The organism is Sphingopyxis sp. (assembly GCF_036261875.1).
In the GTDB taxonomy this organism is placed as follows: Bacteria; Pseudomonadota; Alphaproteobacteria; order Sphingomonadales; family Sphingomonadaceae; genus Sphingopyxis.
In genome coordinates, this window is the sequence record NZ_DATAJZ010000007.1 from 196,665 (window position 1) to 216,808 (window position 20,144).

The window sequence follows — 20,144 nt, forward strand, 5'->3', positions numbered from 1 at the left end:
ATACTCCGGACAGTAACAGCATGTGGGGTGGCCGCTTCGGTGGCGGACCCGCGGCGATCATGCAAGAGATTAACGCCTCGATCCCCGTCGACAAGCGTCTGTGGGAAGAGGATATCGCCGCCAGCCGCGCACACGCCGCGATGCTCGGCGCGGCGGGAATCATCGCCGCCGAGGACGCGGTGCAGATCGATCGCGGTCTGGCTGAGATCGCCGAAGAATTCGCCGCGAACGGCGTGCCGGTCGACCTCGCGCTCGAAGATATCCACATGACCGTCGAATCGCGGTTGAAGCAGTTGATCGGTGACGCCGCCGGGCGACTCCACACCGCGCGCTCGCGCAACGATCAGGTTGCGACCGATTTCCGCCTGTGGGTCCGCACCGCCTGCGAACGGATCGACGCCGGGCTGAAGGCGCTCCAGACCGCGCTGCTTGCGCGCGCCGAGGATCATGCGGACAGCATCATGCCCGGCTTCACCCACTTGCAGGTCGCGCAGCCGGTGACGCTCGGCCATCATCTGCTCGCCTATGTCGAGATGTTCCGCCGCGACCGCAACCGCTTTGCTGACGCGCGCCGCCGCCTCAACGAATCGCCGCTCGGCGCCGCGGCGCTGGCGGGCACCGGCTTTCCGGTCGATCGTCATGCAACCGCTGCGGCGCTCGGCTTCGACCGCCCGATGGCGAACAGCATCGATGCCGTGTCCGACCGCGATTTCGCGCTCGAATTTTGCGCCGCCGCGTCGATCGCCGCGATCCATTTGTCGCGCCTTGCCGAGGAGGTCGTGATCTGGGCCAGCCAGCCCTTCGGCTTCATCAGTCTCCCCGATGCCTGGTCGACCGGCAGCTCGATCATGCCGCAAAAGCGCAACCCCGACGCAGCCGAACTGGTGCGCGGGCGCGCGGGCCTGCTGCTCGGGGCCTTTCAGCGGCTTGCCGTGATCGTCAAGGGCCTGCCGCTTACCTATTCGAAGGATTTGCAGGACGACAAGGAGACGGTGTTTGGCGCCTTCGACGCGCTCGGTCTGTCGCTTGCGGCGATGACCGGGATGGTCGAGACGCTGGCTTTCCGCACCGACCGGATGCGCGCGCTCGCCGCCTCGGGCTATTCGACCGCGACCGACCTCGCCGACTGGCTGGTGCGCGAGGCGGGGGTGCCGTTTCGCGAGGCGCATCATATCGTCGGCGCCTGCGTGAAACGATCCGAGGAGCTTGGCGTTGAATTGTCGGCGCTGCCCGCCGAAGACGCCGCCGCGATCCATGCCGCGGTGACCCCAGACGCGCTCGCCGCGCTGACCGTCGAAGCATCGGTCGCCAGCCGCCGCAGCTATGGCGGGACGGCGCCCGACCGGGTAAGGGAAGCGATCGCCGCCGCGCGCGGCGCGCTGGAAGGAAGCGATTGATGGCGACGCGCCGCATCCTCATCGTCACGATCGGCGCCGCCGCCGCGCTGCTCGGCGCGTGCGGAGCCAAGGAAGATTTGAAGCCCGCGGCGAATCAGCCCGCCCCGACGATCCCCGTCGGCGCGACGCGCGCCCCGACCACGGAGGAGCTCACGACGCCTGACGCGCAGGCCAAGCCCGCGCGCAGCGACGAACTTCTCAAACGGTCCGAAAAACGCGAACCCGACGATTTCGACCTGCCGCCTCCGGGCTGAGCTACAGGACTTCCTTCGATGGACCATTTTGAATACCGTAACGGCGTCCTCCACGCCGAAGACATTCCCCTGCCGCGCATCGCCGAGGAAATCGGCACCCCCGTCTATGTCTATTCGCGCGCGACGCTCGAACGCCATGCCCAGGTGTTCGCCGACGCGCTGAAGGACATTCCGAAGAAGCACATCGCCTTCGCGATCAAGTGCAACCCCAACCTCGGCGTGCTGCGCGTGCTCGCGCGGCAGGGCTATGGCGCCGACGTCGTGTCGGGCGGCGAGCTCGAACGCGCGCTCGCCTCGGGCATGGCGCCTGAGGACATCGTCTTTTCGGGCGTGGGCAAGACCCGCGCCGAGCTGGCGCAGGGGCTCGACCGCGGCATCGGCCAGTTCAATATCGAACATGAGCCCGAAGGGGTGGCGCTCGCCGAGATCGCGCTGGCCAAGGAGATGACCGCGCCCGCGGTGCTGCGCGTCAATCCCGACGTCGATGCGGGCACCCACGCCAAGATCTCGACCGGCAAGGCCGAGAACAAGTTCGGCGTCGGCATTGACGCCGCGCCCGACATCTTCGCGCGGTTGGCGGCGCTTCCGGGCCTCCAGATGCGCGGCATCGCGCTCCATATCGGCAGCCAGCTCACCAGCCTCGCGCCGCTCGAAGCGGCGTTCGAGCGCGTCGGCCGCCTCGTCGCCGACCTGCGCGCCGCGGGGCACAGCATCACCCATGTCGATCTCGGCGGCGGGCTCGGTGTGCCCTACCGTCCCGACGATAATCCGCCGTCGCCCGCCGACTATGGCGCGATGGTCGCGCGGGTGACGAAGGACTGGGACGTCACCTTGATGTTCGAGCCCGGCCGCGTCATCGCCGGCAATACCGGCGTGCTGCTGACCGAAGTGCTGTGGGTCAAGCCCGGCGCGACCAACCCCTTCGTAATCGTCGATGCGGCGATGAACGACCTTGCGCGTCCGGCGCTTTACGATGCGTATCATGATTTCGTCGCGGTGCAGCCGACCGGCGAGAAGATGACCGCGTCGATCGTCGGCCCGGTGTGCGAGACTGGCGACACCTTCGCGCGCGACCGCGTGATCGACAAGGTGGAGTCGGGCGACCTCGCGGTCTTCCGCACCGCGGGCGCCTATGGCGCGACGATGGCCTCGACCTACAACAGCCGCAGCCTGGTGCCTGAGGTGCTCGTCGATGGCGACCGCTATGTCACCGTCGCCGACCGCATCGCGGCGGGGACGATCATGGCCGCCGAACGCGTTCCCGACTGGATCGACTAAATCCTCCCCGGCACGGGGAGGGGGACCATGCGAAGCATGGTGGAGGGGCACGCGCGGCTTCCTCCGGTCGCCGCGAGGAAGCATTATGGCGCACCTGCCCCTCCACCACCCTGCGGGTGGTCCCCCTCCCCCGCTGGGGGAGGATTTGCTATAGGCTTTCCATGCACCAGCTCCCCATCTTCCTGAACCTCACCGGCCGCACGGTCGTGCTGGTGGGGCAGGGAGAGGCAGCCGACGCCAAGGCGCGGCTGATCGTGCGCGCCGGCGGGCGCATCGTCCCGGCGTGGGAGGAAGGCGCGAGCCTCGCCTTCGTCGCGCTCGATGAGGGCGCCGAAGCGGTCGCCGCCGATCTCCGCGCGCGCGGCCTGCTGGTCAATGTCGTCGACCGCCCTGACCTCTGCGATTTCACCACTCCCGCGATCGTCGACCGCGCGCCGGTGACTATCGCGATCGGCACCGGCGGCGCTTCGGCGGGGCTCGCCAAGGCGATCCGCCAGCGCATCGAGGCGTTGCTCCCCGCGCGCCTCGGCGCGCTCGCGGCTGCGCTCCACGTCGCGCGCGGCGCGATGAAGGCGCGCTGGCCCGCTGCCGCCGACCGCCGCCGCGCGCTCGACGCCGCGCTCGCGCCGGGCGGCGCGCTCGATCCACTCGATGGAACGGCAGCGGACGAGGTGAACGACTGGCTCGCAGGCGACGCCGTCCTTCAGTCGTCGCGCCTCGAAACGATCGCCCTGATCAGTGCCGACCCCGACGACCTGACGCTGCGCGCCGCGCGCCTGTTGGGAGAGGCCGACCATATCTTCCACCCCGCCGGAACACCCACCGCGATCCTGAACCGCGCTCGCGCCGACGCGGTGCGCCATGTCGCCGATGCGCCGCCGAATGCGCCGCCGCCGGGCCTGTCGCTCTGGCTGTCGTTCTGAAAAGATTCACGCGGAGGCGCGGAGAACTGGTGTTCACCGCGAAGCGGTTTTCTCCATCATCGCCGCGCCATGGCGCAATGCCAGTAGGATAAAGGGTCTGCCGGTCCGATTCTTCTTCTCCGCGCCTCCGCGTCTCCGCGTGAGTCTTTTCTTCTCTGCGGCCTCTGCGCGAATCTCTCCCGCGACCCGTCGCGCCCGTCGCTATCCTCGCGAAAGACGATCCTCGCGCGCCCCTTCATCGCGGCCCGATTACATTAAGTTAACTGGGCGCGGTGCCGCGCTATCCATAGCTCTCGTGTCGGCGGCGTCTCTGCCGCCGATACAGGAGGGATGAATGCCATTGCCTGCCATCGATATCGACACCGTGCCGCTTCTCGATACCGCGGTCGGATTGTTCGGCGCCTTCGCCGGCGAAAGCGCCAGTTCGGGGCCCTCGGTCTTCGAGATCGCGGTCACCGTCGTCACGATCATCTACGACTGAATGTCCCGGGCGGGCGCGGCCTAGGCCGTGCCCGCCTGGCGACCGGCGGCCTTCCTTCGTGACCACAGCCTCGCGCCACGACCATTTCCCGCGCCGCGACGAACGGCGCCGCGATCACATCCGCCGCGCCGCATCGAGCCTCGATGCGCGCTGGCGGACAGCGGACGGACTGCCCGGCGGCCTGCGCGCGGCGATGGCGGCGGCGGCGAACGAACCGCCCGCCGCCGCCATCGCCGCGCTCGCGCCGTGGCTCGCCGATACCGGCTGGCTCGCTCGCCGGCTGGGCGAAGCCGTGGCGCAGCTTGCCGCCGAGCCCTTCGCGTCGCCGCCGCCGCGCCCGGTCGGGGGCGGGGAGAGCGCGGGCGGTCTGCTCCTTGCGGAGCAGGGCGCCATCCGCCTGACGCTTCGCATCCAGGGCTTCGAGCGGCGCGAGGGGCCCCCGGCCACGACCCGCTTCCCTCCGGGCGTCGCCGCGATCCGCTTTCTGAGGACGGGCGGCGCGTCGATCCGCCGCCATCGTGTTGCGGTCAGCGCCGCCGAAGAGGCGGGCGCCTTCACCGCCGCCTCCGCCGCAGCCTGCCAAAGCGAGGGAGCGCGACCGCTCGCCGCCGGTGAAAGCCTGTTTCTCGACACCGCGCGCGAAAGCTTCACTCTTGCCGATGCGAGCGGCGACATCCTGTTCCTCGAACTCGCGGTACAGCCGCCGCCGCCGCTGCCGGTGCGCGCCTATGACGTGGCGAGCGGCCGGCTCGTCCACCTCGCGTCGGCGCGCCGCGACGCCAGCTTCCGACAGATGGGGCTCGCCGTGCTTCGCGCCCTGGGCCGCCGCGACGCCGCGCCGCTGTTCGTCGCCGAGATCGAAAGCGGCGATTTCGCCGCGCGATGGGCGGCGATGCGCGAATTGGTCGCGCTCGATCCCGCCGCCGCGATGCCGCATCTCGCCCGCATGGCGGCGGCGGACCCCCATCCCGAAATCCGCCGCGCCGCGACCGCGACGCTGGCGCTCTATCCATCCCCGCCCGCTTGCTGGATGGGAGCAGGAGAAGCCCATGCCGCGCCTGATCGATCCGCCCGCCGCGCCCGAATATGATCTCGCCGAAGTCGCCGCACGGCTCGATGAAAGCGGCGTCGATCTGGCGGATGAAGCCAGTATCGCGCACTGCACCGGCCTTCTCGCCGGTCTCGCGCGCAATCGCGATTTTCTCGCCGACCGCATCATCGCCGAACTCAAGGCAAGCTACGCCGATCAGCTTGCGGTGAACCGCTATTCGGCGCAGGTCCTCCTTCTCCACCGCAGCCCGCGCGGCTTCTTCCTGCGCGCCAACCTGTGGCCCGCCACGACCGACGCCGTCTATGTGGCAAGCGGCGCCGCGGCCTTCGCCTATGGCGTGCCGCACGACCATAATTTCCACTTCCTGACAGCCGGCTATTGGGGCCCCGGCTATGTCAGCGACTATTATGATTATGACGCCGAACGGGTCGACGGCCGCCTCGGCGAGGCGCTGCCTCTTCGGTTCGTCGAGCGCAGCGCCCTCGGCGAAGGCCGGATGATGCTCTATCGCGCCCACCGCGACATCCACAGCCAGTTCCCGCCCGAGCGTCTGTCGATCAGCCTCAACATCATGGACGAGGGCGAACATGTCCCGTGGCGCGACCAATATATCGTCGATCTGAAACAGGGCACGATCGCGAAGCGCCCGACGCTGACGAGCGGCGAAATGCTGCTCCGCTGCGCAGTCCATCTGACCGACAACGGCAAGGATGTCGCCGAGCAGTTCGCCAGAATGCACCCGGTCCCGCGCGTGCGCGCCAATGCGCTCGCGGCGCTGGCGGCGGTGACGGAGAGCAAGGGACGATCGGCGGTGCTGGAGCGGGGGCTGCGCGACGCGGACGCGCGGGTGCGCGATGACTGCGAACGGTGGCTGGCGATTTAGCGCCGCAATCGGCAAATCGTCCCAAGCTTCAGAATTTCTTGAGATATCCGTCAGGACTTCAACGCCTCTCTCTCCTATCCGGCACTCAGGATGTGAGGGGATGACGAATGGCGAATATCGAAACGAGAAACCGGCGCTCTTGCAAGGTCGCGCTACATGATGAGATCAGTCCGCATACGGCGGACCGCAGCCGCCTTGTCTCGCTGTTCCTGACCGCAGTCATGCTTGCCGGATGCGGTTCGCAGTCGACTCACGCCAGCGACAATGTCGATGCTGCGACAACGGCGAGCGGCGCGGCCGCGAATATGGCGACCGCCGCGCCGGCCGCTGCCGCTCTGCCGCCGGCTGCCGCGGCGGCATGGGAAAATTTCGCGCGCGGCCAGTGCCGCGATCAAGGCGAGCGTTTCGGTGCCGTGCGCTTTGCGCCGCTCGCGGGGCACGGAGAAGCCATCGATCTTGTTGAACGGCATTTTGCGGGCGGCAAGGGCGGGTTCGTGTCCGCCGACTTCAATGCCGACGGCAAACCCGATTTCGCCGTCACCACGCCGGGGCATGGCTGCGTCGCCAGCGGCCCCGCTTATGGTGATCGGGGGCCGCCGGTGGATTTCATCGTTTCCACGGCCGGCGGTTACAAGGCTTTCGACGGCTTCATGGGCTGGATCGCCCCCGCCATGATCGTGCGTCGCGGCGGCCGCGACGCGCTCGATCTGCCGGGCGGCTTCAACGGCCGGTGCGGCACCGTCACCAAAGTGACGTGGGGCTGGACCGGGGGCGCCATCGATGTTGTCGAACGACGCAATGATCGCGGCCAGCTCGTGGATCTGGAAGGATGCGCGCAGCCCGCTGCGGGCGGCGGCGCAACCGCCGCCTCGCCCATCGAAGCGGGATTTTATTCTTCCCCCGCCACCTATGGCGACTGCGCCGAAGCGATTCGGCAGCAATTTTTTTATTATTGGGATGGATCGCACATCGAAGCTTTGGGCGGCAACCGCTACCGCATCGCTTTCCGCGGAGTCGAAGAGGCGAAAGTTGTTCTCAATGAACAAATCGTCACGGTGAACAGCCGCACCAGTGTCACCGATGAATATGGTGCCCGCTGGACTCATTGTCCGGCGTCGCAGGTTTCCCGATCCGCTCGCCAAGAGCTGGAGTTGGAGTGATCGGCGATTCGCGGTTGCGCCGGAAACGGGCGTCACTCGTCTGCTGACAGCGCCGCAAACCCCTGCTAACGCGCCGCGCATGACCACGCCCCTTTCGCATATCCGCAACTTCTCGATCATTGCCCATATCGATCATGGCAAGTCGACGCTCGCCGACCGGCTGATCCAGTTCACCGGGGGGCTGACCGCGCGCGAGATGTCGGCGCAGGTGCTCGATAATATGGATATCGAGAAGGAACGCGGAATCACCATCAAGGCGCAGACGGTGCGCCTGAAATACACCGCGAAGGACGGCGAGACCTACGAGCTCAACCTGATGGATACGCCCGGCCACGTCGACTTCGCCTATGAAGTGTCGCGGTCGCTCGCGGCGTGCGAGGGCGCGCTGCTCGTCGTCGACGCAGCGCAGGGGGTCGAGGCGCAGACGCTCGCCAACGTCTATCAGTCGATCGAGCATGATCATGAGATCGTGCCGGTGATCAACAAGATCGATCTGCCCGCCGCGGACGTCGACAAGGTGAAGGCCGAGATCGAGGATATCATCGGCCTGCCCGCCGACGATGCGGTGCTCGCCAGCGCCAAATCGGGGATCGGCATCGAGGAAGCGCTCGAGGCGATCGTCGCGAAGATTCCGCCGCCGAAGGGCGATGCGTCGGCGCCGCTCGTCGCGATGCTCGTCGATAGCTGGTACGATCCCTATCTGGGTGTGGTGATCCTGGTCCGCGTCGTCGACGGGGTGCTCAGGAAGGGCCAGCAGATCAAGTTCATGCAGGCGGGCACCACCCACCTGATCGATCGCGTCGGCTGCTTCACGCCGAAGCGCGAGGAGCTGACCGAGATCGGCCCCGGCGAGATCGGCTTCATCACTGCGCAGATCAAGGACGTCGCGCAGGCGCGCGTCGGCGATACGGTGACCGATGCCAAGAAACCCGCGGCGGCGCCGCTAGCGGGGTTCAAGGAGGTCCAGCCGGTCGTCTTCTGCGGCCTGTTCCCGACCGACGCCAACGACTTCGAGAAATTGCGCGAGAGCATCCAGAAGCTCCGCCTCAACGACGCGTCGTTCAGTTTCGAGATGGAGACGAGCGCGGCACTCGGTTTCGGCTTCCGCTGCGGTTTCCTCGGCCTGCTGCATCTGGAGATCATCCAGGAGCGGCTGACCCGCGAATATGACCTCGACCTGATCACCACCGCGCCGTCGGTGGTCTACAAGCTCAAGCTCACCCGGTCGAAGGACGGCGGTCCGACCGAGATGGAGCTCCACAACCCCGCCGACATGCCCGACCCGAACCGGATCGAGGAGATCGAGGAGCCGTGGATCGAGGCGGTGATCTATGTCCCCGACGAATATCTCGGTGCGATTTTGAAGCTCTGCCAGGACCGCCGCGGCGTGCAGAAGAATCTGACCTATGTCGGCGACCGCGCGCAGATCACCTATGAACTGCCGCTCAACGAAGTGGTATTCGACTTCTACGACCGGCTGAAGAGCATCAGCCGCGGCTATGCCTCGTTCGACTATCACCAGATCGGCCACCGCCCCGGCGACCTCGTCAAGATGAGCATCCTCGTCAACAACGAGCCGGTCGACGCGCTCAGCATGATCGTCCACCGCGGCAGCGCCGAGGCGCGTGGGCGCGGGATGTGCGAGCGGCTGAAGGATCTGATCCCGCGCCACATGTTCAAGATTCCGATCCAGGCCGCGATCGGCGGCAAGGTGATCGCCCGCGAAACTATCGCGGCGCTGCGCAAGGATGTGACCGCCAAATGCTACGGCGGCGACGCCACCCGCAAGAAGAAGCTCCTCGAAAAGCAGAAAGAGGGCAAGAAGCGGATGCGCGAATATGGCAACGTCAACATCCCGCAGGAGGCGTTCATCGCCGCGCTGCGGATGGGCGACGACGCCTGATCGAGGCGGGCGGGGTTTCCGTCGCCCGCCTACATCTCGATGACGATCTTCACCTTCGATGGGCTGGTGCCCGCGGCCTGGGCGATTTCGGAGCGCATCCGTGCCACCATCGCACCCAGATTTGCGCGGCCGGGCGACGCTTCGCCCAGAAGCTCGGCGATCGGTGCGCCGAGCAGCGCAGCCAGCGACTGCAGCCGCGCCGCCTTGGGCCGCGAACGATTCTGTTCCCAATAGCAGACCGAAGCCTCGGTCACGCCGAGCTGTTGCGCGAGATCGGACTGGGTCCAGCACCGCGCCTTGCGGAGCCGCGAGAGCTTTTCGCCGAGCGTCTCGAAAACCGGACTGACGTTATCCCCGGCGAGACCCGCTTCGCCCGCGGGCACGGCTTCGACGGGCGTGATACCCGGCGTCGAAGGAGAAAGAGAGAAATTGCGCACGACCCGTTACCTTCATTAACCTAGATTAATTTTTCATCCAAACGCCATTTAACGCCTTAAGTTCCCTTGCTCTTTCAACTTTTCCCATCGTCGGCCGCGTTGCGATTGCCAGCGGCGTGCCGGGCCATTAGCCTTGCAGAATCGGAGGAGGTGAGCGCGATGATCGAGGCCCCGGCGCGACCGATCGACCACATCGTCGTGCACAGCGCGCTCAACGACGGAACCCGCGTCTCGCTACGCTGTATTACCCCCGCCGACGAGGAGCGGCTGCGCACCGGGATTGCCACGCTGTCCGCCGAATCGCGCTACCTGCGATTCTTCTCGCCCGCCCCGACGCTTCCCGATGCGGTGATCAAGCGGCTCGTCAATGTCGATGGGCACGACCATATCGGCTGGGGTGCGATCTGCACCGATTGCGACGATTGGCCGGCAATCGGCGCGGTGCACGCGGTGCGCTATGCCGACGGACCCGCGGGCGAATTTTCGATCGCGGTACTCGACGCCTTTCAGGGCAAGGGACTCGCGCGGATGATGACCGCGGCGCTGCTGATCCAGTGCCTTGCCGAGGATTTGCTGACGCTCGAGATTCATATGCTGTCGGAGAATGCGGCGGCGCGCCGGCTGGTGAAATCGCTCGGCGCGGTGTGGACATCCGAAAGCGCGGGGGTTGCCGAATATGCGCTCGGGGTCGCGGACGGGATCGCGTCGCTGCGCGCCGACCCCGACGCACCGGGGGTCGAGGACGTGTTCCATGCGCTGACGCGATTGTGACCGCGAAAGCCCCAGCGGACGCAAAATGGAAAAGGCGCCGGAGTTCTGCTCCGGCGCCTTTCGCCTTATCGTCCGTTCGGGACGCGTTTATTTGGTTTGCGGCTCGGGCGTCGGGGTCGTGGTGTCGGCGGGCGGCGGGGTGACACCCTTGTCGATCGCATCGGCCTTCGCTTCGCCGGCGTCCTCGACCGCGTCGGCCTTCGCTTCGGTCGCTTCCTTGGCCGGGCCTTCGGGCATGGCATCGGCCTGCGCGTCGATGGCGTCCGACTGAGCTTCGGCCTGGTCCTCGACCTGATCGGCCTGCTTGCTCTGGCAGGCGCCGAGCGCGAGCGCCGAAGCGATGGTGAGGGCAATGATCGTCTTGCGCATATCGAATATTCTCCAAGGTTGACTCCGAGGCTTAACGCCGGGTGAACGCCAGAGTTGCACGATAATTTTCAAGTCACTAAAATAGAACGCGTTTTTGTTTGTTCCGCCCCGCATTCGGATCGTCTCGGCACCTTCCCGAGCCACCGCCAGCCCAAAAAAAGAGGGCGCCAGAAGCGCCCTCTTCCTACCATGTCGCACGGACCGCGATCAGAAGCGCTGTTGGCGCTCGTAGAGATCGCGATAGTGCTGGATGCGGGTGACGCGCAGGCCCGGCATACCGCTGCGGTCGATCGACCGCTGCCAACCGGCGAACTCTTCGAGCGTCAGGCCATAGCGTTCGCACACTTCGTCGACGGTCAGCAGACCGCCGTTGACCGCGGCCACGACCTCTGCCTTGCGGCGAACGACCCAGCGGGTGGTGTTCGCCGGCGGCAGCGTGTCGAGCGTCAGCGGTTCGCCGAGCGGACCGATGACCTGAGCGGGCCGGATTTTCTGATTCTCGATCATGTTCATTCCATATTGTCTTCGTCGTGGGGGATCGGCGAGGCCGACAACCAGGGTGCTACATGCAAGGGGTTCAACATCGACTGAAACCCTCTGGTAAACGGGCTGTTCACAGTTTCGGTCAGGACGTTCGCTCCATCGGACAGGTCGAGGAAACGAACGGGCCGCGCCGCCATTTGTTCCGTCGCGGCGGGCGCGGCGGCCAGAAAATGGCTGAGTGCGTTAACGCGAGCCGCGTGGCGTTCGCGACTCGCCCGCGCGCGCAGCATGCGAACCGTCGGCGAGGCCGCCTGGCGTGCCGTGGACACCGCGAGCAATATGTCGAATCCCGGCTCCGACAGGCGGGCCGCGCCGGCAAGCTGCGCAAGATCGGACGGGTCGACGTTCATGCCATCCGTCTAGCGAAGAGGGGCTAAGGTCCAGTAAATGCCCATTTCATGGCTTGTTAGCGAAGCTTAACCCCCGTCAATATCTTGACGCTTGCGGCGGAAAAGCTGGCATTTCGGGTGATCCATCCCTAGATGGCGCGAGCGATGATCGAGACGATTTCTCCCCCCGCCGGCGCTGTTCGCGCCGACTTTCAGCTCGCCGAACCGCTGAAGGACCGGCGAGTCGTCGTCGCAATGTCGGGCGGCGTCGATTCGAGCGTGGTCGCCGCGCTCGCCGCGCGGTCGGGCGCCGAGGTGATCGGCGTTACGCTTCAGCTCTATGACCATGGCGCCAAGGCGAAGCGCGTCGGCGCCTGCTGCGCCGGGCAGGACATTCGCGACGCGCGCGCGGTCGCCGACCGGCTGGGTTTCGCGCACCATGTCCACGATCATGAGAGCCGGTTCCGCGACACGGTGATCGACCAGTTCGCCGACGAATATCTGGCGGGCCGGACGCCGATCCCCTGCGTGCGCTGCAATATGGGGGTGAAGTTCACCGACCTGTTCCAACTCGCGAAGGATCTGGGCGCCGACTGCCTCGCGACGGGCCATTATGTCCGCCGCGTGATGGGCTCCGCGGGCGCCGAGCTCCACCGCGCGGTCGATCCGGCGCGCGACCAGAGCTATTTCCTGTTCGCGACGACGCAGGAGCAGCTCGACTTCCTGCGCTTTCCCTTGGGCGGGCTCGAAAAGAGCGTCGTGCGCGAGATTGCGCGCGACCTTGGCCTCGGCGTCGCGGGGAAGCCCGACAGCCAGGACATCTGCTTCGTCCCCGACGGCGATTATGCGACGCTGGTGAAGAAGCTGCGTCCCGAGGCCGACGACCGGGGCGAGATCGTCCATGTCGACGGCCGCGTCCTCGGCACGCATCGCGGCCTTATCCATTATACGGTCGGCCAGCGGCGCGGGATCGAGATCGGCGGGCAGGCCGAACCACTCTATGTCGTCCGCCTCGATGCCGAAAAGAAGCACGTTATCGTCGGGCCGCGCCGCGCGCTCGCGGTGTCGGGGGCGCGGCTCGGCGAAGCGAACTGGCTGGATGCGGTCGAGGGACGGCCGGTGCTCGCCAAGGTGCGCAGCATGGCAAAGCCGGTGCCCGCGCGCATCGAAGCCGACCGGCTGGTCTTCGCCTCCCCCGAATATGGCGTCGCGCCGGGGCAGGCGGCGGTGCTCTATGACGCCGCCGACGAAAGCCGCGTGCTGGGCGGCGGCTGGATCGAAGAAACCTTCCCCGCGGAATAGATTGCACTTTCCCTTCCGATGCCGCAGCCTGCGCGCAAAAGGGGAGACAAGTCATGGTCAACTGGATCTTGCGCGGCGCCGTTCTGCTGTGGGCGCTGTTCTTTGCGATCGTCGGGCTGCGCGGGATATTCGATCCGGCAAGCTTCACCGAATTGTTCGGCATCGTCGTCGAAGGCGCGGCCGCCAATACGGTGCGCGCCGACCTGTCGGCCTTTTTCCTCGTCGCGGCCGGCGGTGCGGCGGTGGGGGCGCTGGTCCCCGGCTGGTCGCGCGCGCTGCTGGTGCCCGCGGCGCTCTACGGCACCGCGCTGGTCGGCCGGTTGATCGGCGTCGGCAGCGGCGATCTCGTCAACGCCGGTATCGTCCAGGCGATGATCATCGAGGCGCTGTCGACCGGGCTGATGGTGGCAAGCTGGTGGGTGCTGTCGCGGCGGGCTCCGGCGGTATCGGATGCGCCCGTCGATACGGTGCATTGATCGAGCAGCTGGGGTGAGGGTCGCGGCGGCTTGCGACCGGAAGCTGACCTATCCTCCATCGTCATCCCGGACTTGATCCGGGATCCATTCATCCGGCGCTGAGAGAATGGATCCCGGATCAAGTCCGGGATGACGAGAGTTTACAGGCGGCAGATGAGACTTCTTCCCTTATCTGGGAAATGGTCGCTCCCCATCCCAAAGCCGCCGGGACATACTCCGCGGGCGCCCGCGTTGCTTGTCTTTTTAACCATTATGTGAGTAACTGGCGCCGGGTCGCTTCTGTTTCCTTTTGTGGTGGAAGGGGGGAGCCTATGGCAGCCGAGGACAAGCGCGGCGGCGACAGACGTGGGGAGGATCGGCGGGTCGCCGACGACCCCGATTATAAAGGGCCGGAACGCCGCAAGGGCGACCGGCGTTCGGGCAAGGAGCGCCGCGAATCCGACAGGTCGTAGCGCGGCGGCCGGCCCCTGGCTGGAGATGAATCCGTGACCGATCTGCCGCGCCTTTCGATCGATATCGTCTCCGACGTGATGTGCCCATGGTGCATCGTCGGCTGGCTGAAGTTCGAGAAGGTGATGGCGCATTTCGCGGGGCGGCTGGACTTTCGCGTCCAGTGGCACCCCTTCGAGCTCAACCCCGACATGCCGGCCGAAGGCGAAGATGCCGCAAGCCATGTGATGCGCAAATATGGCATCAGCGCCGAGCAGAGCCGCGCGAACAGCGGCCGGATGGCGGCGATCGCGGCCGACCTGGGGTTCACCTTCAATCGCGGACCCGGTTTCCGGATGCGCAACAGCTTCGACGCGCACCGCCTGCTGAGCTGGGCGGGGGCGCTTGAGGAGCCCGAGCAGGTCGCGGCGACGGGCGTGCAGACCGCGCTCAAACTGGCGCTGTTCCGTGCTCATTTCACCGACAATCGCGATGTGGGCGATCCCGCGGTGCTCGCCGATATCGCGGCGTCGGTGGGGCTCGACCGGGACCGCGCGGCAGCCCTTCTCGCCGGCGACGATTATGGCGAAATGGTGCGCACCGAGGAGGCCTATTGGGCCGACCGGAATGTGACGGGGGTTCCGGCCTTCATTCTGGGCGGGCGGATGCTCGTTCCCGGCGCGCAGGACCCCGAGGTCTTCATTCGCGTGATCGAAACCAAGGTGCTGGCCGCCGCCGCCTGAAGGAACGGCAGCCCGGCTCCGCGCGTTTCCCGGTCGTCCCTCGAAAGGAGCCGGCCATGATCGACGATCCCCAGCGCAGCAGCGAAGCCCCCGAAGCGCGGAACCGCGAACAGGATGACGAGGAAGCGCAGGCGCAGACGGTCGCCGAAGCGGCGCGCCGCGCCCGCTCGCTGGAGGATAGCCGCAAGGTCAAGGCGCGCGACGAAACCGACGATGTCGAGGATCTGGTCGATCATATGCGCCAGATGGAGCGATCGGGCCGGATCGACATGGACGCCTATCGCGGCGAACGCAGCGACGACGATGAAGAAGACGAACTGGGCCCGGGCGGGGTCGACGACGACGAGCCGCGCGGGGCGCCCTGAACGGCGACAGCCAGCACACCGCGATTGATCGATAATGGCGCCCGAGCGGGTGCGATTGCGCCCGATCTCCGCCAAGGCGGAGGTGCTTCATTGGCATTTCCTTCAGCCTTCGATGGCAGAAGGCGGGCATGGCCCGTCGTTACCGTTCGTCTCCCCCACGCCATGCGCGCAGGCCCCGATCCCGACGCCGGAACCGCCGCGATCGCTTGGCGCTGTGGCTGACGCTCGTCGTCTGCGGCGGGTTCGCCGGGACGCTCGCGGCCTTGCAGACCGGCTCCGTTCCGCGGGCGGCCGCCGGAATGGCTGTTCTTGCCGCTCCCGCGGCCCCCGCTCATGACGGCCTGTCGGCGCGCTTCGGCTTTTGCCACATGGGCGGCGGACGGAACTGCGTCGTCGATGGCGACACCTTCTGGTTCGAAGGCGAGAAATATCGCATCGCCGACATCGACACCCCCGAAACCCATCCCCCGCGCTGCGCCGAGGAGGCGGCGCTCGGCAAGGCAGCAACCGAGCGGCTGCAGCGCTGGCTGAACGACGGTGCGTTCAGCCTGGAGAGCATCGACCGCGATACCGATCGCCATGGCCGCAAGCTGCGCGTCGTGACGCGTGGCGGCACGAGCGTTGGCGACGCGCTGGTCGGCGAAGGACTCGCGCGGCGCTGGGAAGGCCGTCGGCGCCCCTGGTGCTGATGCTCCGTCGAAGGCCGGCGCGGCTTTCGGGCGGCTCGTCGGAGGGGCTGGAGCCGACTCGTTTTCCATGCGTATCATCGCCAGGGCTCCTGCTTTCGGGAGCGGCAAGGAGATTTGTCATGGCCGAGCATGATCACAGCGCGATCAAGGAACATATGAACGTCATCGGCGCCGACGGCGTCCACATCGGCACCGTCGATCATCTCGATGGCGAGCGGATCAAGCTGACCAAGGCCGACAGCGGCGACGGCAAGCATCATTATCTGCCGGCCGGGCTCGTCGCGGCGGTCGAGGGCGACACGGTGCGCCTGTCGGCGAACGCCGCCAACGCGGTCGACCTGTTCGAGGAAGCCGAATAGCCGGACACAGATGGCCGGGGCCGCAATCCGGCGCCCCCGGCACTCGAAACTGGCCCGTCCCACCACAGCGGGGCGGGCCGTTTTCGTGTCCGCATTTGTGATTTTTCAAGCCTTTGCCGCTAGGCTGCGCGGCGATGGATTCGATGGACCGCAGCAAAGCGCCGCGCCAATGGCGCACCGGGTGGGTATGGATGGCGGCGGCCTTGCTGCTGTTCGCCGTCGGCTATGCGGTCGCGAATCGCTTTCAGCTCACCCACGCCATCCTCTATCGCTGGGCCGCGGGTGACCGGGCGAGCGCGATCACCGCCTTTCTGTTCATGGCGTTTCAGGGGGCAGTCTTCCTCGCCGCGCTGCTGCTTGTCCCGCGCCGCTGGGCGGTGCTGCTGCTCGCGGTCGCGGGCCTCTCGATCCTCGTCAACGTCGGTTACAGCCAGATCGTCGGCAGCCTTCTCGACGATGGTTCCTTTGCTTGGATGATCGGTGAAGCGCGGCAGGCGGGGAATGCGGCGGGGCAGTTCGGAGCCGATTTTCTGTGGGTCGGCGTGCAGGTTGCGGCGGCGCTGGCGCTGTTCGTTGCCGCGCGCACGGCGGCGCGGCGTGGCGGCGCTCTGCCGTGGGGGAAGGGGATCGCGGCGGTGCTGCTCGTGCTGCTCATCCTGCCAAGCTTCCTCTATCGTCAGGCCGACGTGCATCCCGAAAGCGCCGAGCGGAGCCTCTATGGCCTCGGCTGGGATCTGCTGACCGCGCCGCCGCCGCCGCCGCGGGGGCGGATCGACATGGCGCCCGATCCGGCGGCGAAGGCACCGCGCCATATCGTCTGGCTGGTCGACGAGAGCGTCGCCGAAGCGCCCTTCGCCCGGCTGATCGCGCCGAAGCTCGCCGGGGTTCCGCACGTCGATTTCGGCATCGCGGCGTCGCTCGGCAATTGCAGCACCCCGTCGCAGGTCGCGCTGCGGTCGGGGGTCGATGTGCGGCGCGTCACGGCGGAAAGCGACCTGCGCCGCACCCCCTCGATCTGGGCCTATGCCCACGCCGCCGGTTATCGCACGATGCTGATCGACGGGCAGGCGTCGGGGGCGCCGCAGAATCTGCTGCTGCCGCCCGAACGCGCGCTGATCGACGATTACCGGCCGATGGTCGGCGGGCTCGATACCGATCTGAAGATCGCCGATACGCTGAACGCGCAGATGAAGAGCGGCCAGAAGAGCTTTACCTATGTCGTGCTGCAAGGGGTGCATTTCCAGTACCGCGACCATTATCCCGCCGGCGCGATCCCGGCCGACAGTCCGGTCGACCTGCAATATGCCACCGCGCTCAGCTGGTCGAAGGGGCGCTTTTTCGAGCGCCTGCTCGCCGGGGTCGACCGTGCGGCGGTGGCGATCGTCTATACCTCCGACCACGGCCAGAATCTGACCCCCGGCAAGCTGCCGCATTGCAGCCCCGAGGCGGTGCGCGACGAGTTCCGCATTCCGCTGCTCGCCTTCCTGCCGGCGCAGGAGGCCGCGCGCTACGCCGCGGCGCCCAAGGCCGGCCATTCGGCGAGCCAGATCTTTCCGGCGATGCTCGGCTGGATGGGCTACGACCGGGCGAAAGCCGCGGCGCGATACGACCGCGACCTCGACCAGCCGACCGCGCGCTACGTCTGGTTCGGCCGCACCGTGGTGCCGACGAGCGCGGGCGGCAAGGTCGAGCTGACCGCCGGTCCCGCCTTTCCCGGCGCCACGGCGCGATAGGTGGGGCTCAGCGCGTCGGGGCGGCCGCACCGCCATGGGCGTTGGCGCGGATTTCGGCCTTGGACAGCTTGGTCACCAGCGGACCGGTGACGCTGTCGGCCTTGCTGTAGAGCGCGGCGAGCGGGATGTTGTAGAGCTTGCCGCCGTCGACGATCACCGCATTGTCGCCGTCGATGCTCTGCACCGTGCCGATGTCGTTGCCCGCGGTGTCGGTCACCTGCGCGCCCGCGCGCACCTGCTCGCGCGCCGCGACGACCAGCTTCGTCTCGTCGATCGTGCCGTTCACCGTGCCGTCGACGCGGTCAACGGTATCGCCGACCTGATCGGTGACGGCGCCCATGGCCCCGGTGGCAGAGCCGGTGCCCGCGCCGACGGTCGCATCGACGGTGCCGCCGACGCCCACCTGCGCGATCGCGGGGGCGGCAAGCGCCGCGGCGCCCGCGGCGATGAGGGTGAGAGCCTTGCGCATCGAATATCTCCTTGGTTGCGGGCAGCCGCCAGCGGCGCCCTCCCACCGAAAAACCGGCGGGCGGCGGAGATGTTGCAAAAGCGGCGGCGAATCGCGGCTGCCGCACGACGAGCGGCTGAGCGCGCGCCCGTCAATGCGCCTTTGCGGGCGCGGGCCTCGCGGCGATCAGCTTGGTCAGCGTCGCGATGCGGCGGCGCGCGGCGCTCCAGTCGCGTTCGGGATGCGCCTGGATCTGGCCCAGGAGGACATCGAGCTCCTTGCGGCGATCGCCTTCGGTCACGGCCTGCATGGTCTTTCTCCTTCGCGCGCGAGCATAGCATATCGCGCCCGCGAAGGGAGTCGGTCGGCCTTCGCGAAAAGCCCGTCCGTCCCTTTTTCGGCCGGTTCGCGGGGTGGCGCTTCGCTGTCGCCGTGCCTATCTATCGCGCGATGCAGCATGGGGAGCGGACCATCACCAACAGGCCTGTTATCGTGATCGCGCGGCTGAAGGCGAAGCCGCTGCTGGCGGGGCAGCTTGTTGCGGCGTTGCTGCTCGCGGGGCTGGCGCTGGGGCAGGCGTGGCCGGTGCGCGCCGATGGCGTGGGGGCGATGCTGCGGGCGATCCTGTTCGGCGACGCGCTGGCGACGGCGGCGATGCTGGCCGCGGCCTACGGTCTCTGGACCTGCCGGCGGCTGTGGCGCCAGCGCGCGCGCTATATCTTCCACGACGGCGCGCGCCTCTATCGCGGCGGCGACCTGTCGTGGCCGCTGGAGTCGATCCGCGACGTGGTGGTCGAGCGCGGCGGCGCCGGCGTGCCCGCGCTGCGACTGGTCGTCGATGACGACAGCGAAGTCACGCGGCCGCTGGTGCTGCTGCCTTTGCTCGACGGCTCGGCCGAGGCGGTGCGCGGCGGCGTGCTGTTCGCGGCGGCGGGAATGCGCGGGGTGCCGGGTGGGGTGACGGTGAATTGAAGGGGCCGGGGCTGCTCTGACGGTCCCAAAGTTCAGTAAAGTTCAGCCCAACGGACGTTCCCTATTGGCCGCATCGGCCGCGCCTGCGGCTTCGTCCGCGTCGTCGCGATACCATGGCGGCAGCGTGCCGTCGCACAAATCGGCGATCTCCAGCGCCGCCGCGAGGTGGTCGGGCGACATGAGCGCCGCAGGCGCGGCGGGCGGTTCGGGGTGCAGATGGACCAACGCCTCGGCCACCCCGGTGGCTGCGGGGGCGGCGATGCGGTCGGGTCCGGCCTCCCGAAACCGGTCGGGGCCATAGGCGCGCAGCAGGAACATCAGCAATCGGTCGCTCTGGCGCAGGCGGCGGCCGACGCGGTTGCCGTCGCGATCGAACACCGGCTCGTCGCTGCCGACCAGCGCGCGTTCGAAGGCGGCGTCGAGCAATTTCTTCGACGCCGCATCGATCGCCGCGCCCCAAGCGCGGTCGAACGCCTCGGCCCCCGGCGCGCGGCGCAGGCGATAGGCGGAGGATTCGGACATGCCGACGCGCTGCGCCGCGGTGGCGACCGAGCCGGTATCGGCCAGCGCCTCGATAAAGGCGCGCTGTTTGTCGGGCGACCAGCCGTCCTTGCGGCGCTTTTTCAGCACCGGCACCCAGTCATAGGCGGCGGGGTCGTGGCCGTGTGCGTCGAGCGCGGTTTCGGCGGCGGGATCGGGCGAGGGGATGGGGGCGATGTGGCTCATCCGCCAGTTTGGAGCATGGCGGGAGAATGTAGGAAAGGGGGTTTTGGGGTGGGAGGTGCGAAATAGGATTTCGGGGGTCAGGGGGTTGGCGCGGGAATTGGGCTTCGCGCGAAGGCACGAAGG

Annotated in this window: 26 protein-coding genes; 19 read left to right on the forward strand and 7 right to left on the reverse strand. The window is 67.6% G+C overall.

From position 1 onward, the window contains the following. Positions 1-20 precede the first annotated feature (20 nt). The 9 genes from argH (at position 21) to lepA (ending at position 9,330) form a co-directional block, all read left to right on the forward strand. Entirely contained in the window at positions 21-1,397 is a 1,377-nt protein-coding gene (gene argH, locus VHO04_RS02740) for an argininosuccinate lyase (RefSeq protein WP_329627016.1), read from the forward strand. Then, a complete protein-coding gene (locus VHO04_RS02745) occupies positions 1,397-1,651 on the forward strand; it encodes a hypothetical protein (protein WP_329626926.1) in 255 nt (84 codons plus the stop codon). The genes argH and VHO04_RS02745 overlap by 1 nt, the downstream gene beginning before the upstream one ends. Positions 1,652-1,669: 18 nt before the next feature. Further along, positions 1,670-2,929 (forward strand): diaminopimelate decarboxylase, encoded by a 1,260-nt coding sequence (gene lysA, locus VHO04_RS02750; RefSeq protein WP_329626927.1) that lies wholly within the window; start codon positions 1,670-1,672, stop codon positions 2,927-2,929. A gap of 161 nt (positions 2,930-3,090) precedes the next feature. Beyond that, positions 3,091-3,852: a siroheme synthase gene (locus VHO04_RS02755; protein ID WP_329626928.1), complete on the forward strand. Its 762-nt coding sequence runs from the start codon at positions 3,091-3,093 to the stop codon at positions 3,850-3,852. Between the two features lie 334 nt (positions 3,853-4,186). After that, positions 4,187-4,333, forward strand: coding sequence for a hypothetical protein (locus tag VHO04_RS02760; RefSeq protein WP_329626929.1), 147 nt, complete (start codon positions 4,187-4,189; stop codon positions 4,331-4,333). A gap of 58 nt (positions 4,334-4,391) precedes the next feature. Further along, positions 4,392-5,423 (forward strand): HEAT repeat domain-containing protein, encoded by a 1,032-nt coding sequence (locus VHO04_RS02765; protein ID WP_329626930.1) that lies wholly within the window; start codon positions 4,392-4,394, stop codon positions 5,421-5,423. Continuing rightward, positions 5,383-6,267 carry a transposase gene (locus VHO04_RS02770; RefSeq protein ID WP_329626931.1) on the forward strand — a complete coding sequence of 295 codons (885 nt, stop codon included), beginning with the start codon at positions 5,383-5,385 and terminating at the stop codon, positions 6,265-6,267. Before VHO04_RS02765 ends, VHO04_RS02770 begins: the two co-directional genes overlap by 41 nt. Before the next feature lie 107 nt (positions 6,268-6,374). Then, positions 6,375-7,427 carry a hypothetical protein gene (locus tag VHO04_RS02775; protein WP_329626932.1) on the forward strand — a complete coding sequence of 351 codons (1,053 nt, stop codon included), beginning with the start codon at positions 6,375-6,377 and terminating at the stop codon, positions 7,425-7,427. Between the two features lie 79 nt (positions 7,428-7,506). Continuing rightward, complete coding sequence (gene lepA / locus VHO04_RS02780; protein WP_329626933.1) at positions 7,507-9,330, forward strand: translation elongation factor 4; 1,824 nt, start codon at positions 7,507-7,509, stop codon at positions 9,328-9,330. A 29-nt stretch (positions 9,331-9,359) separates the two neighbouring features. Here lepA and VHO04_RS02785 read toward each other — a convergent pair whose 3' ends face one another. Next, positions 9,360-9,767, reverse strand: a complete 408-nt coding sequence (locus tag VHO04_RS02785; protein WP_329626934.1) for a helix-turn-helix transcriptional regulator — start codon at positions 9,765-9,767, stop codon at positions 9,360-9,362. A 159-nt stretch (positions 9,768-9,926) separates the two neighbouring features. On the opposite strand from VHO04_RS02785, the gene VHO04_RS02790 reads away from it, so the two are divergent. Then, the gene (locus tag VHO04_RS02790; RefSeq protein ID WP_329626935.1) at positions 9,927-10,538 is read left to right on the forward strand and encodes a GNAT family N-acetyltransferase; all 612 of its coding nucleotides are present in this window, start codon (positions 9,927-9,929) and stop codon (positions 10,536-10,538) included. Between the two features lie 87 nt (positions 10,539-10,625). Here the strand turns inward: VHO04_RS02790 and VHO04_RS02795 are convergent, their stop codons facing one another. The 3 genes from VHO04_RS02795 to VHO04_RS02805 form a co-directional block, all read right to left on the reverse strand. Further along, positions 10,626-10,907 (reverse strand): hypothetical protein, encoded by a 282-nt coding sequence (locus VHO04_RS02795; protein ID WP_329626936.1) that lies wholly within the window; start codon positions 10,905-10,907, stop codon positions 10,626-10,628. 207 nt (positions 10,908-11,114) lie between these two features. Beyond that, a complete protein-coding gene (locus tag VHO04_RS02800; protein WP_242770829.1) occupies positions 11,115-11,414 on the reverse strand; it encodes a DUF1153 domain-containing protein in 300 nt (99 codons plus the stop codon). A 2-nt stretch (positions 11,415-11,416) separates the two neighbouring features. Next, a complete protein-coding gene (locus VHO04_RS02805) occupies positions 11,417-11,800 on the reverse strand; it encodes a hypothetical protein (RefSeq protein ID WP_329626937.1) in 384 nt (127 codons plus the stop codon). 144 nt (positions 11,801-11,944) lie between these two features. On the opposite strand from VHO04_RS02805, the gene mnmA reads away from it, so the two are divergent. The 8 genes from mnmA (at position 11,945) to VHO04_RS02845 (ending at position 17,875) form a co-directional block, all read left to right on the forward strand. Continuing rightward, complete coding sequence (gene mnmA / locus VHO04_RS02810) at positions 11,945-13,081, forward strand: tRNA 2-thiouridine(34) synthase MnmA (RefSeq protein WP_329626938.1); 1,137 nt, start codon at positions 11,945-11,947, stop codon at positions 13,079-13,081. A gap of 53 nt (positions 13,082-13,134) precedes the next feature. Beyond that, a complete protein-coding gene (locus VHO04_RS02815; protein ID WP_329626939.1) occupies positions 13,135-13,557 on the forward strand; it encodes a hypothetical protein in 423 nt (140 codons plus the stop codon). Between the two features lie 311 nt (positions 13,558-13,868). After that, positions 13,869-14,009: a hypothetical protein gene (locus VHO04_RS02820; RefSeq protein ID WP_329626940.1), complete on the forward strand. Its 141-nt coding sequence runs from the start codon at positions 13,869-13,871 to the stop codon at positions 14,007-14,009. Positions 14,010-14,042: 33 nt separating this feature from the next. Continuing rightward, positions 14,043-14,729: a DsbA family oxidoreductase gene (locus tag VHO04_RS02825; protein ID WP_329626941.1), complete on the forward strand. Its 687-nt coding sequence runs from the start codon at positions 14,043-14,045 to the stop codon at positions 14,727-14,729. Positions 14,730-14,785: 56 nt separating this feature from the next. Beyond that, complete coding sequence (locus VHO04_RS02830; protein WP_329626942.1) at positions 14,786-15,094, forward strand: hypothetical protein; 309 nt, start codon at positions 14,786-14,788, stop codon at positions 15,092-15,094. A 206-nt stretch (positions 15,095-15,300) separates the two neighbouring features. Next, a complete protein-coding gene (locus VHO04_RS02835; protein ID WP_329626943.1) occupies positions 15,301-15,783 on the forward strand; it encodes a thermonuclease family protein in 483 nt (160 codons plus the stop codon). Between the two features lie 119 nt (positions 15,784-15,902). Next, entirely contained in the window at positions 15,903-16,142 is a 240-nt protein-coding gene (locus VHO04_RS02840) for a DUF2171 domain-containing protein (RefSeq protein WP_237836633.1), read from the forward strand. Positions 16,143-16,285: 143 nt separating this feature from the next. Next, positions 16,286-17,875 carry a sulfatase-like hydrolase/transferase gene (locus VHO04_RS02845; RefSeq protein WP_329626944.1) on the forward strand — a complete coding sequence of 530 codons (1,590 nt, stop codon included), beginning with the start codon at positions 16,286-16,288 and terminating at the stop codon, positions 17,873-17,875. 7 nt (positions 17,876-17,882) lie between these two features. On the opposite strand, the gene VHO04_RS02850 is transcribed toward VHO04_RS02845, so the two are convergent. Both VHO04_RS02850 and VHO04_RS02855 read right to left on the reverse strand, forming a co-directional pair. Then, entirely contained in the window at positions 17,883-18,344 is a 462-nt protein-coding gene (locus VHO04_RS02850; protein ID WP_329626945.1) for a hypothetical protein, read from the reverse strand. A gap of 130 nt (positions 18,345-18,474) precedes the next feature. Continuing rightward, entirely contained in the window at positions 18,475-18,633 is a 159-nt protein-coding gene (locus VHO04_RS02855) for a hypothetical protein (protein ID WP_297663263.1), read from the reverse strand. Between the two features lie 122 nt (positions 18,634-18,755). On the opposite strand from VHO04_RS02855, the gene VHO04_RS02860 reads away from it, so the two are divergent. After that, positions 18,756-19,295: a hypothetical protein gene (locus VHO04_RS02860; protein WP_329626946.1), complete on the forward strand. Its 540-nt coding sequence runs from the start codon at positions 18,756-18,758 to the stop codon at positions 19,293-19,295. Between the two features lie 42 nt (positions 19,296-19,337). On the opposite strand, the gene VHO04_RS02865 is transcribed toward VHO04_RS02860, so the two are convergent. Then, positions 19,338-20,021, reverse strand: coding sequence for a hypothetical protein (locus VHO04_RS02865; protein ID WP_329626947.1), 684 nt, complete (start codon positions 20,019-20,021; stop codon positions 19,338-19,340). Positions 20,022-20,144: the final 123 nt, after the last annotated feature.

Coding starts and splice junctions, on each gene's coding strand:
- argH (WP_329627016.1), top strand. CDS start 21: ATGTGGGGTGGCCGCTTCGGTGGCGGACCCGCGGCGATCATGCAAGAG.
- VHO04_RS02745 (WP_329626926.1), top strand. CDS start 1,397: ATGGCGACGCGCCGCATCCTCATCGTCACGATCGGCGCCGCCGCCGCG.
- lysA (WP_329626927.1), top strand. CDS start 1,670: ATGGACCATTTTGAATACCGTAACGGCGTCCTCCACGCCGAAGACATT.
- VHO04_RS02755 (WP_329626928.1), top strand. CDS start 3,091: ATGCACCAGCTCCCCATCTTCCTGAACCTCACCGGCCGCACGGTCGTG.
- VHO04_RS02760 (WP_329626929.1), top strand. CDS start 4,187: ATGCCATTGCCTGCCATCGATATCGACACCGTGCCGCTTCTCGATACC.
- VHO04_RS02770 (WP_329626931.1), top strand. CDS start 5,383: ATGCCGCGCCTGATCGATCCGCCCGCCGCGCCCGAATATGATCTCGCC.
- VHO04_RS02775 (WP_329626932.1), top strand. CDS start 6,375: ATGGCGAATATCGAAACGAGAAACCGGCGCTCTTGCAAGGTCGCGCTA.
- lepA (WP_329626933.1), top strand. CDS start 7,507: ATGACCACGCCCCTTTCGCATATCCGCAACTTCTCGATCATTGCCCAT.
- VHO04_RS02790 (WP_329626935.1), top strand. CDS start 9,927: ATGATCGAGGCCCCGGCGCGACCGATCGACCACATCGTCGTGCACAGC.
- VHO04_RS02795 (WP_329626936.1), bottom strand. CDS start 10,907: ATGCGCAAGACGATCATTGCCCTCACCATCGCTTCGGCGCTCGCGCTC.
- VHO04_RS02800 (WP_242770829.1), bottom strand. CDS start 11,414: ATGATCGAGAATCAGAAAATCCGGCCCGCTCAGGTCATCGGTCCGCTC.
- VHO04_RS02805 (WP_329626937.1), bottom strand. CDS start 11,800: ATGAACGTCGACCCGTCCGATCTTGCGCAGCTTGCCGGCGCGGCCCGC.
- mnmA (WP_329626938.1), top strand. CDS start 11,945: ATGATCGAGACGATTTCTCCCCCCGCCGGCGCTGTTCGCGCCGACTTT.
- VHO04_RS02815 (WP_329626939.1), top strand. CDS start 13,135: ATGGTCAACTGGATCTTGCGCGGCGCCGTTCTGCTGTGGGCGCTGTTC.
- VHO04_RS02820 (WP_329626940.1), top strand. CDS start 13,869: ATGGCAGCCGAGGACAAGCGCGGCGGCGACAGACGTGGGGAGGATCGG.
- VHO04_RS02830 (WP_329626942.1), top strand. CDS start 14,786: ATGATCGACGATCCCCAGCGCAGCAGCGAAGCCCCCGAAGCGCGGAAC.
- VHO04_RS02840 (WP_237836633.1), top strand. CDS start 15,903: ATGGCCGAGCATGATCACAGCGCGATCAAGGAACATATGAACGTCATC.
- VHO04_RS02845 (WP_329626944.1), top strand. CDS start 16,286: ATGGACCGCAGCAAAGCGCCGCGCCAATGGCGCACCGGGTGGGTATGG.
- VHO04_RS02850 (WP_329626945.1), bottom strand. CDS start 18,344: ATGCGCAAGGCTCTCACCCTCATCGCCGCGGGCGCCGCGGCGCTTGCC.
- VHO04_RS02855 (WP_297663263.1), bottom strand. CDS start 18,633: ATGCAGGCCGTGACCGAAGGCGATCGCCGCAAGGAGCTCGATGTCCTC.
- VHO04_RS02865 (WP_329626947.1), bottom strand. CDS start 20,021: ATGAGCCACATCGCCCCCATCCCCTCGCCCGATCCCGCCGCCGAAACC.